Here is a 16,124-nt window from a genome sequence, read left to right on the forward strand (position 1 = left end):
CCACCGCGGCCGGACCCCGCACGGTCCTTTTGCGACAACGGCAACAGAACTTGCCCCGACGCGGTGAGCCGTCGCACGCTGACGGCCCCGCGAACGGAAGGCCGACCGGCATGGCGCACGACCACCACGACCACCGTCACCAGGGCGACCACGAGCCCGGTCGCCACCACGACCACGATCACGACCACGCCGTCGACTGGGCCGCGATGGCCCCGCTGCTGGAGGCGCAGGCGGAGCTGCTCACCCCCCTGTACCGGCAGGCCATGGCCTGGCTGGCGCGGGAGGTGACCGGACCGGGGCTGGTCGTCGACGCGGGCAGCGGACCCGGCGTCGTCTCCTGCCTGTTCGCCGAGGCCTTCCCGGACGCCGGGGTCGTCGCCGTCGACGGGGCCGGACCCCTCCTGGAGCGGGCCCGCGACCGGGCCGCCCGGCTCGGCGTCGCCGACCGCTTCGGCACCCTCACCGGTGACCTGCCGGGCGTCTTGGGCGAGCTCGAGCACCCGGCCGGCCTGCTGTGGGCGAGCCAGAGCCTGCACCACCTGGGCGACCAGCGCGCCGCCCTCGCCGCGTTCGCCGGTCACCTCGCCCCCGGCGGCACGCTGGCGGTCCTGGAGGGCGGCCTGCCCGCCCGCTTCCTGCCCCGGGACATCGGCATCGGCCGCCCGGGGCTGCAGGCCAGGCTGCACGCCGTCGAGGAGGACGCGTTCGCCGAGATGCGCGCGAGCCTGCCCGGCTCCGTGGCCGTGGCCGAGGACTGGCCGGCGCTGCTGACCGCGGCGGGCCTGGAGCACACCGGCACGCGCAGCTTCCTGCTGGACCTGCCCGCTCCCGTCTCCGACGAGGCCCGCGCCCACGTCACCGCCTCCCTGTCCCGGGTGCGGGAGCGCTTCGGCGACGGCCTCGACGCCGAGGACCGGGCCACCCTCGACCGGCTCCTCGACCCCGCGGACGAGGCGAGCGTGCACCGGCGGTCCGACGTGTTCGTCCTGCTGGCGCACACCGTCCACACGGCGGTACGGCCCGCGGACTGACGGCGGTGCGGTCCGTGGACCGGCGGCGGGGACCCGGGCGGTACGGGAAGGGCCCGGTCCCCACGGACCGGGCCCCTCCACGCGCGTACGGGTCAGACGACGTCGAACACCGCCGGGTCCGGGCCCAGTCGGCGGTCCTCGTTCAGCGCGCTGATCGCCGCGAGGTCCTCGGTGTCCAGGGAGAAGCCGAACACGTCGATGTTCTCCTTGATCCGCGACGGCGTCACGGACTTCGGGATCACGACGTTGCCGAGCTGCAGGTGCCAGCGCAGCACGACCTGGGCCGGGGTGCGGCCGTGCTTCTGGGCGATCGCCACGATCGCCGGGATCTCCAGGATGCCCTTGCCCGAGCCGAGCGGGGACCACGCCTCGGTGGCGATGCCCCGCTTCGCGTGGGCCTCGCGGGCGGCGTGCTGCTGGAGGTGCGGGTGCAGCTCGATCTGGTTGACGGCCGGGACGACCGACGTCTCGGCGATCAGCCGCTCCAGGTGCTCCGGCAGGAAGTTGGAGACGCCGATGGCCCGGACCCGGCCGTCGGCGTGCAGCTTCTCGAACGCCTTGTACGTGTCGACGTAGCGGTCCTTCGACGGCAGCGGCCAGTGGATCAGGTACAGGTCGACGTAGTCGAGGCCGAGCTTGGCCAGCGAGGTGTCGAAGGCGCGCAGGGTGGAGTCGTACCCCTGGTCGCTGTTCCAGAGCTTGGTGGTGACGAAGAGGTCCTCGCGGGCGATGCCGGAGGCGGCGATGGCCTTGCCGGTGCCCTCTTCATTGCCGTAGATCGCCGCTGTGTCGATGCTGCGGTACCCGGCCTCCAGGGCCGTGGCGACGGCCGTCTCGGCCTCGTCGTCCGGCACCTGCCAGACGCCGAAGCCCAGCTGGGGCATCTCGACGCCGTTGTTCAGGGTGATCGGGGGGACCTTGCTGCTCACGAGCTCTCGATCCTTCGGTTGTGGTCAGGTGGTACTCCCATGGTCAACGATCACGGGGCGTCGTGCATTCCTGACCGCGGAACTCATGTCCGGTACAGCGCCTCGACCTCGGCGGCGTAGGCCTTCTCGATGGCCTTGCGCTTGAGCTTCAGCGACGGGGTCAGCAGCCCGTGCTCCTCGGTGAACGGCTGGGCCAGGATGCGGAAGGTGCGGATCGACTCGGCCTGGGAGACGAGCGTGTTGGCCGCGACGACCGCGCGCCGCACCTCCGTCTCCAGGTCGGCGTCGTGCACCAGGTCGGCCGGGGACATCCGGGGCTTGTTGCGCATCGTCAGCCAGTGCTCGACCGCCTCCTGGTCGAGGGTGATCAGGGCGGCGACGTAGGGGCGGTCGTTGCCGACGACGATGCACTGGTTGACCAGCGGGTGGTCCCGGACGCGCTCCTCCAGCAGGCCCGGCGAGACGCTCTTGCCGCCGGAGGTCACCAGGATCTCCTTCTTGCGGCCGGTGATGGTGAGGTAGCCGTCCTCGTCCAGCGAGCCCAGGTCGCCGGTGGCCAGCCAGCCGTCGTGGAGGGTCTCGTCGGTGGCCTTCGGGTTGTTGAGGTACCCCTGGAAGACGTTGTCGCCGTTCAGCCAGATCTCGCCGTCGTCCGCGATGTGCACGGTGACGCCGGGGATGGGACGGCCGACCGTGCCGTAGCGGGTGCGCTCGGGCGGGTTGGCGGTGGCCGCCGCCGTGCACTCGGTCAGGCCGTAGCCCTCGTAGATCTGCACGCCCGCGCCCGCGAAGAACAGGCCGAGCCGCCGGTCCATCGCCGAACCGCCCGACATGGCGTTGCGGATGCGTCCGCCCATCGCGGCCCGCACCTTGGCGTAGACGAGCTTGTCGAACAGCTGGTGCTGCATGCGCAGGGCCGCCGACGGGCCGGGCCCGGTGCCCCAGGCCTTCGCCTCCACCGCCTCCGCGTACCTCACGGCCACCTCGACGGCCTTCTCGAAGGGACCGGCCTTCCCCTCCTTCTCCGCGGTGCGCCGGGCCGCGTGGAACACCTTCTCGAAGATGTACGGCACGGCCAGGATGAACGTCGGACGGAAGGCGGCCAGGTCGGGCAGGAGCGCGGCGGCGTTCAGCTGCGGCTGGTGGCCGAAGCGGACCCGGCCGCGGATCGCCGCGACCTCCACCATCCGCCCGAAGACGTGCGCGAGCGGCAGGAACAGCAGGGTCGACGCCTCGTCGCCCTTCCTGGAGTGGAACACCGGCTCCCAGCGCTCGATGACGGTGTCCGCCTCGTACATGAGGTTGCCGTGCGAGATGACGCAGCCCTTGGGGCGGCCCGTGGTGCCCGAGGTGTAGATGACGGTGGCGACCGAGTCGGGCGTGACCGCCCGCCGGTGCCGGTGCACCACCTCGTCGTCGAGGTGGGCGCCCGCGTCGTACAGCTGCTGGACGGCGCCGGAGTCCAGCTGCCACAGCCCGCGCAGGTGCGGCAGCCGGTCGATGACGGTGGCGATCGTCATCGCGTGGTCCTCGTGCTCCACGACCGCCGCCGTCACCTCCGCGTCGTGCAGCATCCACAGGCACTGCTCGGCCGACGAGGTCGGGTAGATCGGCACCACCTGGGCGCCGATCGCCCACAGCGCGAAGTCGAAGAGCGTCCACTCGTAGCGGGTGCGGGACATGACGGCGATCCGGTCGCCGAAGCGGACGCCCTGGGCGAGCAGGCCCTTGGCGAGGGCCAGCACCTCGTCGCGGAAGGCCGCGGCGGTCACGTCCCGCCACCGCCCGTCCTCGTCCTTGCGGCCCAGGGCGATGTGCCGCGGGTCCTCCTGGGCATGCCGGAAGACCACGTCGGCCAGGCCGCCCACCGGTGGTGCCGACGCCGACGGAGGGTTGGTGAACTCGCGCAAACCCCGCTCCCCGTTCCTGGTGACGCCCTGCACAGCGCGGTGAAAGCTACCCCACGCGGAATGGGGGTGGGAGGGCCGGCGAGGCGGGCCGGGACTCGTGGCCGTGCCGGTCGGGGAGAGGAAATGCGCTCACATGGGGAAGGGTCGGACAGTTTCCTGACGGTTGAGTAAGTTTCGGTGCCGTAATCTCCACCGAATCTGTACGACCCGCCGTCCGCCGCGGGAACCACCGAAACCGCCGCTCTCCTTCTTCAGCGCGGGTGCCCCGGATTCCGTCACACCTGCGCGAGATCCGCGCGCCGAGGACGGTGCAGCCGGTCGCCTCCCGCCAGGACGGCCGCCGCCAGGGCGTCCGCGGCGCCCTGCGCCGAGGGGCGGCGGCGCCCGTGCACCAGCACGAAGTCGACGCGGCCCAGCTCCGGCAGCCCGGCCCGGTCGGGGACGCGCACCAGGCCGGGCGGGACGAGCCCCCGCGAGTGCGCCATCACGCCGAGGCCCGCGCGGGCCGCCGCGATCAGCCCGTTGAGGCTGCCGCTGGTGCAGACGATGCGCCACTCGCGGCCCTGTCGCTGCAGCGCGTCCAGCGCGAGCGCCCGGGTGATGCCGGGCGGCGGGTAGACGATCAGCGGTACCGGACGGTCCGGGTCCAGACGCAGCCGCTCGCCGCCGATCCACACCAGCCGGTCCTGCCACACCGGCTCGCCGCGCGGGTCCTCGGGGCGCCGCTTGGCCAGCACCAGGTCGAGTTTCCCGGCGGCCAGCTGCTCGTGCAGCGTGCCCGACAGCTCGACCGTCAGCTCCAGGTCGACCTCGGGATGTTCCTGCCGGAAGCCCTCGAGGATCTCCGGCAGCCGGGTCAGCACGAAGTCCTCGGACGCCCCGAAGCGCAGCCGGCCGCGCAGCCGGGTGCCGGTGAAGAACGCCGTCGCCTGCTCGTGCACCTCCAGGATCCGGCGCGCGAAGCCCAGCATCGCCTCGCCGTCCTCCGTCAGCTCCACGGAGTGCGTGTCGCGCGTGAACAGCTGGCGTCCGGCGGAGTCCTCCAGCCGCCGCACGTGCTGGCTCACCGTGGACTGGCGCAGCCCGAGCCGCCGCGCCGCCTGCGTGAAGCTCAGCGTCTGGGACACGGCCAGGAAGGACCGCAGATGGGAGGGGTCGTACACGCGGCCCACCGTACCCGGTCATCGCAAAGCGTGATGACAGTGAGAGCGGTGTACCGGATTCCCGATCGCAGGGTGAGGGAGCACGATGGGGCGGGGACCCGTGTCCCGTGGAACAGGGAAACGAACGAGCAAGTGGAGTACCGTGAAACGCCTGCGCCGGCCGCGTCGGACACCGATCGACCCGTACGTCCTGCTGCTGCTCGGGACGGTGGGCCTCGCGGCGCTGCTGCCGGCCCGCGGGACGGGCGCCGACGTCGCCTCCGGGGCCTCCACCCTCGCGATCGCGTTCCTCTTCTTCCTGTACGGGGCCCGGCTCTCCACCCGGGAGGCGATGGACGGGCTGCGCCACTGGCGCCTCCACGTCACCGTGCTGGCCTGCACCTTCGTCGTCTTCCCGCTGCTGGGCCTGGCGACCCGCGGACTCGTCCCGGTCCTGCTGACCGACCCCCTGCAGCAGGGGCTGCTCTTCCTCACCCTGGTCCCGTCCACCATCCAGTCGTCGATCGCCTTCACCTCCATGGCCCGCGGCAACGTGCCCGCCGCGATCTGCGCGGGTTCCTTCTCCTCGCTGGTCGGCATCGTCGTCACCCCGCTGCTGGCCGCCGCCCTGCTCGGTGGCGGCGGGGGCGGGTTCTCCGCCGACTCGGTGGTCGGGATCGTGCTGCACCTGCTGGTGCCGTTCGTCGCCGGGCAGGTGCTGCGCCGCTGGATCGGCGGGTTCGTCGCCCGGCACAGGAAGGTGCTCGGGCTCGTCGACCGCGGCTCGATCCTCCTCGTCGTGTACACGGCGTTCAGTGAGGGCATGGTGCAGGGCGTCTGGCACCAGGTGAGCCCGGTCCGGCTGGCCGGCCTGCTGGCCGTGGAGGCGGTGCTGCTCGCCGTGATGCTGCTGCTGACCTGGTACGGGGCGAGGGCGCTGGGCTTCGGCCGGGCCGACCGGATCGCGATCCAGTTCGCCGGTTCCAAGAAGTCCCTCGCCTCCGGTCTTCCCATGGCGAGCGTCCTGTTCGGCGCGCACGCCTCGCTGGCCGTGCTGCCGCTGATGCTCTTCCACCAGATGCAGCTGATGGTGTGCGCGGTCATCGCCAAGCGCCGGGCGCACGACCCCGAGGCGGACTCCGCGCGGGAGGCGGACGGGGCGTCGCGGGCGGCCGTCGGCACGGGGACGGGCCCCCGCTGAGCCGCGTCAGGGGACGAGGACGACCTTCCCCAGGTTGGCGTGCGACTCGACGGCCTCGTGCGCCTTCGCCGCGTCCGCCAGGGCGAACGTGCCGTGCACGGAGGGCCGCAGCGTCCCCTCGGCGAACAGCGCCCACAGCTCCCGCCGCCACCGCTCGTACAGCTCCGGCTCCTCGCGGGCGATCCGCGCCACCTGGAACCCGGTGACCGTCTTCGAGCCCACCAGCAGGTCGTAGGCCCGCACGTGCCCGCCGCCGGAGCCGTACGCCACCAGCCGGCCGCCCGGGGCGAGGGCGGCGACGGCCGGGGTGAGCAGGTCGCCACCGACCCCGTCGAGGACGTAGTCGACGGGCTCGCCCCAGCCGTCGTCGCCGTAGACCACCACGTCGTCGGCGCCCAGGGAGCGCACGAAGTCCGCCTTGGCCGGGTCGGAGACGGCGCCCACGACCCGGACCGCGCCGCGTGTGCGCGCGAGCCGCACGGCCAGGTGGCCCACGCCGCTCGCCGCCGCGGTGACGAGCGCCGACTCGCCCGGCCGGGGCCGCGCGGCCGTCAGGGCGCCCAGCGCGACGAGGCCGCTGCGGACCAGGGCCACCGCGTCGACCGCGCCGGCGCCGTCGGGGACCGGCGTGGCCATCGACCGGTGCAGGACGGCGAAGTCGGCGTAGCCGTGGCCGAAGCACAGCCCCGTCACCCGGTCGCCGATCCGGAAGCCGGTCGCCTCGCCACCGGTGGCCACCACCTCCCCGGCGATCTCGCCCCCGAGGGGGATCGGCTCGGGGGCCTCCGTGACCTTGCGGACGACCGGCAGGGTGACGCCGACCGCCTCGCAGCGCACCAGCAGCTCGTCCGGGCCCGGCTCGGGGACGGGGACCTCCTCCAGGAACAGCGGACCTCCGGTGGACGCGTACCGGACACGGCGCATCGCCGCACCTCCCTTTTCGTTGGTGGTCCCAACGGTAGGGGGAGGTCGTGGGGATGTCCAACGACTTTGGCTAGGCTGGCCCCATGGCCGACGCACCGCTTCCCGAGATCCGTTCCCTCCCCAGCTGGCAGCTGGGCCGCGCAGCCGCCCGCGGCCGGGCCCTGGTGGCCGAGGCGCTGGCCGCGGAGGGGCTGAAGATGTGGCACCACGTGGTGCTCTCCGCCGTCCGCGACCTCGCCCCCGTCGCCCAGGCCGACCTCGGCCGCGGTATCGGGCTCGACCCGAAGGACCTGGTCGGCGTCCTCAACGACCTCCAGTCCGCGAACCTCGTCGTCCGGGCGCCGGACCCGGGGGACCGCCGCAAGAACGCCGTGTCCCTCACCGAGGAGGGCGACCGGGTGCTCACGCGGTGCGAGAAGGCGGCCCGCGCGGCCAACGAGGCACTGCTCGCGCCCCTCTCGGCGCAGGAGCGGGCGCGGTTCATGGACATGGTCGGGCGGGTCGCCGGCACGGACGGCGACGGGTGACGGCGAGCCGCGTGCACCGGCACCGGGGCACGGCGGCGGGTATCCCGGCGGAAGGCGGCTGACACCGGGCGTCCGGGCGCCCTGGCGGCCGACGGCGGCTCGTGGGCCGTGATGAGGCGGGGCCCCTGCGGCGCAGGGGGCGCTCCCCGCCGGCCGGGGCCCCGCCGCCGTGCCGCGGAAGAGGTGGTCAGCCCTGGGCGGCCGCGGCCTGCAGGGCGACGCGGTCCTCACCCGCGTACACGTTCATGGAGGCGCCCCGCAGGAAGCCCACGAGGGTCAGCCCCGTCTCGGCGGCCAGGTCCACCGCCAGCGAGGACGGCGCCGAGACCGCCGCGAGCACCGGGATGCCCGCCATCACCGCCTTCTGCGCCAGTTCGAAGGAGGCCCGGCCCGACACCAGCAGCACGGACCGGGACAGCGGCAGGTCCCCGTTCTGCAGGGCCCGGCCGACCAGCTTGTCGACCGCGTTGTGCCGGCCCACGTCCTCCCGCACGTCGAGGAGTGCGCCGTGCTCGTCGAACAGGGCCGCCGCGTGCAGTCCGCCCGTGCGGTCGAAGACCCGCTGGGCCGCCCGCAGCCGGTCCGGCAGCCCGGCCAGCAGCTCCGGCGTCACCCGCAGCGGCGGGGCGTCGGCGATCGGGTGACGGGTCGTGGTGCGCACCGCGTCCAGGCTGGCCTTGCCGCACAGACCGCAGGACGAGGTGGTGTAGACGTTGCGCTCCAGCGTGATGTCGGGGACGGTCACCCCCGGGGCGGTCGTCACGTCGACCACGTTGTACGTGTTCGACCCGTCGGCCGTCGCCCCGGCGCAGTAGACGATGTTGCGCAGGTCCGAGGCGTCGGCCAGCACGCCCTCGCTGACCAGGAAGCCGGCCGCCAGCGCGAAGTCGTCGCCCGGGGTGCGCATGGTGATCGCGAGCGGTCTGCCGTTGAGCCGGATCTCCAGGGGCTCCTCGGCGACGAGCGTGTCCGGGCGGGTGGAGACCGCCCCGTCCCGGATGCGGATCACCTTGCGTCGTTCCGTGACTCGTCCCATGTCCCTGTCCGTTCCGTTCAGTCCCGGCTCTGCACGTGCTGGTAGCCGAACCGGCCCTTGATGCACAGGTTGCCGTGGGTCACCGGGTTGTCGTGCGGCGACGTGACCTTCACGATCTCATTGTCCTGCACATGGAGCGTCAGGTTGCAGCCCACGCCGCAGTAGGCGCACACGGTCGTCGTGCGCGTCTGCCGCGACTCGTCCCACGTACCCGCCGCCCGCATGTCGAACTCCGACTTGAACGACAGCGCCCCGGTCGGGCACACCTCGATGCAGTTGCCGCAGTACACGCACGCCGAGTCGGTCAGCGGACCGTCGTGCTCGACCGAGACGCGGGCGTCGAAGCCGCGCCCGGAGACGGAGATGGCGAACGTGTTCTGCCACTGGTCGCCGCAGGCGTCCACGCACTTGTAGCAGAGGATGCACTTGCCCAGGTCGCGCACGTACAGCTCGTTGTCGATCCTCGGCTGTCCGTCGACGCGGGCCGCGTCCGGGCCGAAGCGGTCCGGTTCCGCCCCGTACTCCTTGATCCAGTCGGCCGCCCGGGGGGTCGTGGACAGGTCGACGGAGGACGCGAGCAGTTCGAGGACGAGCCTGCGGCTGTGCCGGACGCGCTCGGTGTCCGTCCTGACCACCATGCCCGGCTCCGCCTTCCGCGAGCAGGCCGGGACGAGGGTGCGGGAGCCCTCGACCTCCACCACGCACACCCGGCAGGCGTTCTTCGGGGTGAGCGTGTCGCCCTCGCACAGGGTCGGCACGTCCAGGTCCGCGGCCCGGCAGGCGTCGAGGACGGTCGAGCCCTCGGGCACCCGAGCCTCCCGTCCGTCGACGGTGAACTCCACCATCCGGCGCGGCACGCCCAGCGGTATCGCGGTCACTTGTAGGCCCCCAGACGGTCGATGGCGGATTCCACGGCGTTCCACGCGGTCTGCCCCAGACCGCAGATCGAGGCGTCCCGCATCGCGCGGCCGACGTCCCGCAGCAGGGCGATGTCCCCGGCGGCACCGGCGCCCGTGCGGTCCACGATCCGCCGCAGCGCCTCCTCCTGCCGCACGGTCCCGACCCGGCACGGCACGCACTGCCCGCACGACTCGTCGCGGAAGAACTCGGCGATGCGCAGCAGGAGGCGGGGGAGCGGCACCGTGTCGTCGAAGGCCATGACGACGCCCGAACCGAGGGTCGTGCCCGCCTCTCGGGTGCCCTCGAAGGTGAGGGGGAGATCCAGTTCGTCGGGGCGCACGAAGCCGCCCGCGGCCCCGCCGAGCAGCACCGCCCGCAGTCCGTCCCGCACCCCGGCGAGCGTGAGCAGCTCGCCCAGCGTCGCGCCGAACGGCAGCTCGTAGACGCCGGGACGGTCCACGCTGCCCGACACGCAGAACAGCTTCGGGCCCGTGGACGCCGCCGTGCCGATCGCCGCGTACGCCGGGGCGCCCAGGGTGAGGATCGGCAGCACGTTGACCAGGGTCTCGACGTTGTTCTCCACCGTGGGCCCGCCGAACAGGCCCTTCTCCACCGGGAACGGCGGCTTGGAACGCGGCTCGCCCCGGTGGCCCTCGATGGAGTTGAACAGGGCCGTCTCCTCGCCGCAGACGTACGCGCCCGCGCCCCGCCGGATCTCGATGTCGAAGGCGTAGCCCTGCCCGAGGACGTCGTCGCCGAGCAGTCCGCGGGCGCGGGCCCGGGTGATCGCGTGGGTGAGGCGGGCCAGCGCGCGCGGGTACTCGCCGCGGAGGTAGAGGTAGCCCTGGTGCGCGCCGGTGGCGTACCCGGCGATCGTCATCGCCTCGACGAGCGCGTACGGGTCGCCCTCCATGAGGACGCGGTCCTTGAAGGTGCCCGGCTCGGACTCGTCGGCGTTGCAGACGAGGTAGTGGGGGCGGTCGGGCCGGGCGGCCGTGGCCTGCCACTTGCGTCCGGTGGGGAAGGCGGCGCCGCCGCGGCCGAGCAGGCCGGAGTCGGTGACCTCGCGGATGACGCCGGCCGGACCGAGGGCGAAGGCCCGGCGCAGGGCGGTGTAGCCGCCGTGGGCGCGGTAGTCGTCCAGGGAGGCGGGATCGACGGTGCCGACGCGTCCGAGGAGGGTGAGCGCGGGGTCGCCCGCCTGGGGGACCGCGGCCGCGGGCGGGGGTTCGGGGGCGGCGGATTCGGGGGCGGTGGCGGCGCCGAGGGCGGTCTCCACCGTGGCGGGGGCGCACACGGCGGTGGCGTGGAGCCTCTCCCGCCCCCGCCGCCCCGTCCCGTCCCCGGGGGCCGCCGCCCCCGGGCCCCCGTCTCCGGCCCGGACGGCCTCGTCCTCGAGCGCCGGACGGGCCGGTGCGCCCGCGCGTATCGCCAGCGCCGCCGGGGCCCGCTCGCACAGCCCCAGGCACGGGCTGCGCTCGACCTCCACCCCACTCTCCGGACCCAGCCGCGCCTCCACGTCCGCGCACAGCCCGGTCGCCCCCGCCGCCGTGCACGCCAGGTCCGTGCAGACGTGCAGCACGGTCGCGGGGCGGGGGCGCACCGAGAACATGGCGTAGAAGGTGGCGACCCCGTACGCCTCCGCCGGCGGGACCGTCAGGCGCCGGCACAGGTAGTCCAGGGCGCCCGCGCTGATCCAGCCGACCCGGTCGTTGAGCGCGTGCAGCCCCGGCAGCAGCAGGTCGCGCCGGTCGCGGGCCTCCCGCCCGCCACGGGCCCACCGGAGGTCGGCGTCGGAGCGGTCCGCGCCCTCCCAGGAGGACTCCGGCGGGCCGAGGAGGGCGTCGACGGCCTCCCGTTCCTCGTCCGTCGGTCTGCTGTCACCGAAGCGCAGGTCCACTGCTGCTCACCTTCTCGATACGGATCGCCGACGCCTTGAACTCCGCCGTCCCCGCGATCGGGCAGTTGGCCTCGATCGTCAGCCGGTTGGTGTCCACCTCGTCGGGGAAGTGGAAGCTCATGAACGCGAGCCCGGGACGCAGCGCGGTGTCGACCCACACGGGCGCCTCCACCGACCCGCGCCGCGACACCACCCGCACCCGCTCGCCGACCGCGACCCCGTACCGCTCGGCGTCCTCCGGACTGAGCTCGACGGACTCGCCGCGCCGCAGGGGGGACGCGTAACCGCCGCTCTGCACACCGGTGTTGTAGGAGTCGAGCCGTCGGCCGGTGGTCAGCCGGACCGGGTACTCCTCGTCGGTGAGGTCCACCGGCGGATCGTGCCGGACGATCCCGAAGGGCGCGGGCCGCCCCCGCCGTTCCGGGTCGGGATCCCACAACCTGCTGTGAAGGTAAGGGGGTTCGAGTCCCTCGGTGCTCGGGCACGGCCACTGGATGCCCTGGTGCTCCGCGAGGCGCGCGTACGTCATCCCGTGGTGGTCCGGGGAGAGGGACCGCAGCTCGTTCCACACCGCCTCGGCGTCCGGGTACTTCCAGTCGTGACCGAGGCGCACCGCCAGGTCGCAGAGGATGTCGATGTCCTCCCGGGCCTCGCCGGGCGGGGTGACGGCCCTGCGGACGCGCTGCACGCGCCGCTCGCTGTTGGTGGTGGTGCCCTCGGTCTCCGCCCAGCCGGCGGTCGCCGGGAGGACCACGTCGGCGAGCTCGGCGGTCCTCGTCAGGAAGATGTCCTGGACGACGAGGAAGTCCAGCGCGTTCAGCCGGCGCACCGCCTGTTCGCCGTCCGCCTCCGACTGCGCGGGGTTCTCGCCGATGCAGTAGACGGCCTTCAGCGTGCCGTCCTCCATGGCCTCGAACATCTCCGTCAGGGTCATTCCGTACCGCGGCGGGATGACGGTGTCCCACGCCGACTCGAACCTGAGCCGCACGTCCGCGTCGAGGATGTCCTGGAAGCCGGGCAGCCGGTTGGGGATCGCGCCCATGTCGCCGCCGCCCTGCACGTTGTTCTGGCCGCGCAGGGGCTGCAGCCCGGAGCCGTAGCGGCCGACGTGGCCCGTGAGCAGGGACAGGTTGATCAGCGCCCGGACGTTGTCGGTGCCGTTGTGGTGCTCGGTGATGCCGAGGGTCCAGCACAGCTGGGCGCGCTCGGCGCGGGCGTAGGCGTGGGCCAGTTGGCGGACGGCGGCGGCGGGGACGCCCGTCACCTTCTCCGCCAGCGACGGCGTCCACGGTTCGACCAGCGCCCGGTACTCCTCGAAGCCGGTGGTCGCCCGCGCGACGAACGCCTCGTCGGTCAGCCCCGCGTGGATGATCTCGCGGCCGACCGCGTGCGCCAGCGGGATGTCGGTGCCGACGTTCAGGCCGAGCCAGCCCTCCGCCCACTCGGCCGTGGAGGTGCGCCGCGGGTCGACGGCGTACATGCGGGCGCCGTTGCGTATCCCCTTCAGCACGTGCTGGAAGAAGATCGGGTGGGCGAAGCGGGCGTTGGAGCCCCACATCACGATGACGTCGGTGTGCTCGATCTCCTCGTACGACGAGGTCCCGCCGCCCGATCCGAAGGCGGCCGACAGGCCCGCGACGCTCGGTGCGTGACAGGTGCGGTTGCAGGAGTCGACGTTGTTGGTGCCCATCACGACCCGGGCGAACTTCTGCGCCACGTAGTTCATCTCGTTGGTCGCGCGGGCGCAGGAGAACATCCCGAACGCGCCGCGGTGGCGCGCCAGGCCGCGTGCGACCCGGTCGAGCGCCTCGTCCCAGGACGCCCGGCGGAAGGGCTCGTCGCGGGAGTCCCGGACCAGGGGGTGCGTCAGCCGGGCGTAGGTCTTCGGTTCCCGTTTCCTCATGCGGCGCTCCTCAGCGCGAGCAGGTCCGACAGGGCGTGCACGGTGCGCAGGGTGGGCACCTCGACGCCGGTGATCCCCGCCAGTTCGACGACGGCCGCGAGCAGGACGTCGAGTTCCAGCGGCTTGCCGCGCTCCAGGTCCTGGAGCGTGGAGGTGCGGTGGTCGCCGACCCTCTCGGCGCCCGCGAGCCGGCGCTCGATGGAGACGCCGACCTCGCAGCCGAGGGCCGCGGCGACCGCGAGCGTCTCGGTCATCATGGTCTCGATGACCTGCCGGGTGCCGCCGTGCAGGCACATCTGCCGCATGGTGGCGCGGGCCAGCGCGCTGATCGGGTTGAAGGAGATGTTGCCCAGCAGCTTCAGCCAGATGTCGGCCCGCAGGTCCGGCTCGACCGGGCACTTCAGTCCGCCGGCCCGCATCGCCTCGCTGAACGCCAGGCAGCGCTCCGAGACGCCCCGGCCGGGTTCGCCGACCGAGAACCGCGTGCCCTCCACGTGCCGGACGACGCCCGGCCCTTCCAGTTCGGTGGCCGCGTAGACGACGCAGCCGACGGCCCGTTCGGGCGCGAGCACCGCACTGACCGCGCCGTCCGGGTCCACGCTCTCCAGGCGGCGCCCGTCGTACGGACCGCCGTGCCGGTGGAAGTACCACCAGGGAATGCCGTTCTGCGCGGCCACGACGGCCGTGGTGTCGTGCAGCAGCGGCTCGATCAGCGGCCCGCACGCCGCGTACGCGTGGGCCTTCAGGCCCAGGAACACGTAGTCGGCCGGGCCCACTTCGGCCGGGTCGTCGGTGGCGCGGGGTCGTGCGGTGAAGTCACCGCGCGGACTGCGCACGCGTACTCCGTCCCGCCGCATGGCCGCCAGGTGCGGTCCACGGGCGATGAGGTGGACGTCGGCGCCCGCGCGGTGGAGCGCGGCGCCGACGTAGGCGCCGATCGCCCCGGCGCCGAGGACTGCGACTTTCATGACGGGGGAGCTCCGTTCGGTCGAGGGATACCGAGGAACCGCGGGCCGGGACGAGCCAGCCGGCCCAGTGTCGACGAAATATTGTCTACAGTATGGAGGTTGCCCCAGCAAGGCTCCGGGCACGGCTTGGTACGAGCGGGGCCGGCCGTTCGTTGGTTGCTCCCTCAACTGTCTTCTCAACCCGGCCGTCACTGCCTACGGTTGGGGACTCATGAGTCCCCCCATGGCACCCGCGGGCTGGAGCCGCTGGCTCGTTCCCCCCGCCGCCCTCTCGGTCCACCTCTCCATCGGCCAGGCCTACGCCTGGTCCGTGTTCAAACCGCCCCTCGAATCCGCGCTCGGCCTCAGCGGCACGCAGAGCGCGCTGCCCTTCCAGCTCGGCATCGTCATGCTCGGCCTGTCCGCCGCGTTCGGCGGCACGCTCGTGGAACGGCACGGACCGCGCTGGGCGATGACCGTCGCCCTGGTCTGCTTCTCGTCCGGCTTCCTGCTCTCCGCGCTCGGCGCCGCGGTGGAGCAGTACTGGCTGATCGTCCTCGGCTACGGCTTCGTCGGCGGGATCGGCCTCGGCATCGGCTACATCTCGCCGGTCTCCACCCTGATCAAGTGGTTCCCCGACCGGCCCGGCATGGCCACCGGCATCGCCATCATGGGCTTCGGCGGCGGCGCGCTGATCGCCTCGCCCTGGTCGGCGCAGATGCTGGAGTCCTTCGGCACCGACGACACGGGCATCGCGCTGGCCTTCCTCGTGCACGGGCTGACCTACGCCGTCTTCATGCTGCTGGGCGTGCTGCTGGTACGGGTGCCGCGCCCGCGGGAACGCGCCGGGGACGGCCCGGACGGTGCCGAGGGCGTGCGGGTCTCGGCGCGCCAGGCGGTGCGCACCCCGCAGTTCTGGCTGCTGTGGATCGCGCTCTGCACGAACGTCACCGCCGGCATCGGCATCCTGGAGAAGGCCGCCCCGATGATCACGGACTTCTTCGCCGACACCTCCACCCCCGTGTCGGCCACGGCCGCCGCCGGGTTCGTCGCACTGCTGTCGGCGGCCAACATGGCCGGCCGGCTCGGCTGGTCCACGGCCTCCGACCTGATCGGACGCAAGAACGTCTACCGGCTCTACCTGGGCGTCGGCGCGCTGATGTACGCGCTCGTCGCCCTGTTCGGCGACTCCTCCAAGCCGCTGTTCGTGCTGTGCGCCCTCGTCGTCCTCTCCTTCTACGGCGGCGGCTTCGCCACGGCGCCCGCCTACCTCAAGGACCTCTTCGGCACCTACCAGGTCGGTGCCATCCACGGGCGGCTGCTCACCGCCTGGTCCACGGCCGGCGTCCTCGGGCCGCTGATCGTCAACTGGATCGCGGACCGGCAGGAGGAGGCCGGACGGCACGGCCCGTCCCTGTACGGGCTGTCGTTCGTCATCATGATCGGGCTGCTGGCCGTCGGCTTCGCCGCCAACGAGTGCATCCGCCCGGTCCACTCCCGCCACCACATGCCCGCCCCGGCACGCAAGGAGGCCGCCGATGTCGCACGACAGCAGCCAGAGTCCGCCTGACCCGCCCGCCCGGCGTCCGCTGATCGCGTTCACCTGGCTCTGGGTGGGCGCACCGCTCGCCTACGGGCTGTACGAACTCGTCCGGAAGGCGACCCAGCTGTTCACCGGATGAGGGACGGGGGCAGAGGGCGCCACGGATGCTGACCGAAGCCGACAAGACGGGCGCCCGATTCCTGTCGCTTCACCTGCCGTCGTACTCACCGG

Annotated in this window: 14 protein-coding genes; 5 read left to right on the forward strand and 9 right to left on the reverse strand. The window is 73.1% G+C overall.

The genetic code is table 11. The features are described 5' to 3' along the window. Positions 1-110: 110 nt before the first annotated feature. On the forward strand, positions 111-1,031 hold the full coding sequence (locus JHAT_RS25045; RefSeq protein WP_077800517.1) for a trans-aconitate 2-methyltransferase: 921 nt from the start codon (positions 111-113) through the stop codon (positions 1,029-1,031). Between the two features lie 92 nt (positions 1,032-1,123). Here JHAT_RS25045 and JHAT_RS25050 read toward each other — a convergent pair whose 3' ends face one another. From JHAT_RS25050 to JHAT_RS25060, 3 genes are all read right to left on the reverse strand, one after another. Further along, complete coding sequence (locus JHAT_RS25050; protein WP_077800518.1) at positions 1,124-1,960, reverse strand: aldo/keto reductase; 837 nt, start codon at positions 1,958-1,960, stop codon at positions 1,124-1,126. Positions 1,961-2,043: 83 nt separating this feature from the next. Beyond that, positions 2,044-3,870, reverse strand: a complete 1,827-nt coding sequence (locus JHAT_RS25055; RefSeq protein WP_077800519.1) for a long-chain fatty acid--CoA ligase — start codon at positions 3,868-3,870, stop codon at positions 2,044-2,046. A gap of 275 nt (positions 3,871-4,145) precedes the next feature. After that, entirely contained in the window at positions 4,146-5,033 is an 888-nt protein-coding gene (locus tag JHAT_RS25060; RefSeq protein WP_077800542.1) for a LysR substrate-binding domain-containing protein, read from the reverse strand. Between the two features lie 142 nt (positions 5,034-5,175). Here JHAT_RS25060 and JHAT_RS25065 point away from each other — a divergent pair, with 142 nt between their 5' ends. Beyond that, positions 5,176-6,213: a bile acid:sodium symporter family protein gene (locus JHAT_RS25065; protein ID WP_077800520.1), complete on the forward strand. Its 1,038-nt coding sequence runs from the start codon at positions 5,176-5,178 to the stop codon at positions 6,211-6,213. 6 nt (positions 6,214-6,219) lie between these two features. On the opposite strand, the gene JHAT_RS25070 is transcribed toward JHAT_RS25065, so the two are convergent. Then, positions 6,220-7,137 (reverse strand): zinc-binding dehydrogenase, encoded by a 918-nt coding sequence (locus tag JHAT_RS25070; RefSeq protein ID WP_077800521.1) that lies wholly within the window; start codon positions 7,135-7,137, stop codon positions 6,220-6,222. Between the two features lie 83 nt (positions 7,138-7,220). On the opposite strand from JHAT_RS25070, the gene JHAT_RS25075 reads away from it, so the two are divergent. Continuing rightward, positions 7,221-7,664, forward strand: coding sequence for a MarR family winged helix-turn-helix transcriptional regulator (locus JHAT_RS25075; protein WP_077800522.1), 444 nt, complete (start codon positions 7,221-7,223; stop codon positions 7,662-7,664). A gap of 187 nt (positions 7,665-7,851) precedes the next feature. On the opposite strand, the gene fdhD is transcribed toward JHAT_RS25075, so the two are convergent. Genes fdhD through JHAT_RS25100 form a run of 5 tightly spaced genes read right to left on the reverse strand, consistent with a single transcriptional unit; the run spans position 7,852 to position 14,371 of the window. Continuing rightward, positions 7,852-8,700 carry a formate dehydrogenase accessory sulfurtransferase FdhD gene (gene fdhD, locus JHAT_RS25080; RefSeq protein ID WP_077800523.1) on the reverse strand — a complete coding sequence of 283 codons (849 nt, stop codon included), beginning with the start codon at positions 8,698-8,700 and terminating at the stop codon, positions 7,852-7,854. Positions 8,701-8,717: 17 nt separating this feature from the next. After that, positions 8,718-9,578, reverse strand: a complete 861-nt coding sequence (locus tag JHAT_RS25085; protein WP_077800524.1) for a 2Fe-2S iron-sulfur cluster-binding protein — start codon at positions 9,576-9,578, stop codon at positions 8,718-8,720. After that, the gene (locus tag JHAT_RS25090) at positions 9,575-11,500 is read right to left on the reverse strand and encodes an NADH-ubiquinone oxidoreductase-F iron-sulfur binding region domain-containing protein (protein WP_077800525.1); all 1,926 of its coding nucleotides are present in this window, start codon (positions 11,498-11,500) and stop codon (positions 9,575-9,577) included. Before JHAT_RS25090 ends, JHAT_RS25085 begins: the two co-directional genes overlap by 4 nt. Next, on the reverse strand, positions 11,481-13,403 hold the full coding sequence (locus JHAT_RS25095; RefSeq protein WP_077800526.1) for a molybdopterin oxidoreductase family protein: 1,923 nt from the start codon (positions 13,401-13,403) through the stop codon (positions 11,481-11,483). Before JHAT_RS25095 ends, JHAT_RS25090 begins: the two co-directional genes overlap by 20 nt. Then, complete coding sequence (locus JHAT_RS25100) at positions 13,400-14,371, reverse strand: 2-dehydropantoate 2-reductase (protein WP_077800527.1); 972 nt, start codon at positions 14,369-14,371, stop codon at positions 13,400-13,402. Before JHAT_RS25100 ends, JHAT_RS25095 begins: the two co-directional genes overlap by 4 nt. 211 nt (positions 14,372-14,582) lie before the next feature. Between JHAT_RS25100 and JHAT_RS25105 the strand changes: the two genes are divergently transcribed. Together JHAT_RS25105 and JHAT_RS34745 are read left to right on the forward strand one after the other, a co-directional pair. Further along, complete coding sequence (locus JHAT_RS25105; protein WP_077800528.1) at positions 14,583-15,920, forward strand: OFA family MFS transporter; 1,338 nt, start codon at positions 14,583-14,585, stop codon at positions 15,918-15,920. Next, positions 15,889-16,032, forward strand: coding sequence for a hypothetical protein (locus JHAT_RS34745; RefSeq protein ID WP_171991039.1), 144 nt, complete (start codon positions 15,889-15,891; stop codon positions 16,030-16,032). Before JHAT_RS25105 ends, JHAT_RS34745 begins: the two co-directional genes overlap by 32 nt. Positions 16,033-16,124: the final 92 nt, after the last annotated feature.

The sequence above is a fragment of the Streptomyces sp. JHA26 genome, from assembly GCF_002005565.1.
GTDB lineage: Bacteria > Actinomycetota > Actinomycetes > Streptomycetales > Streptomycetaceae > Streptomyces.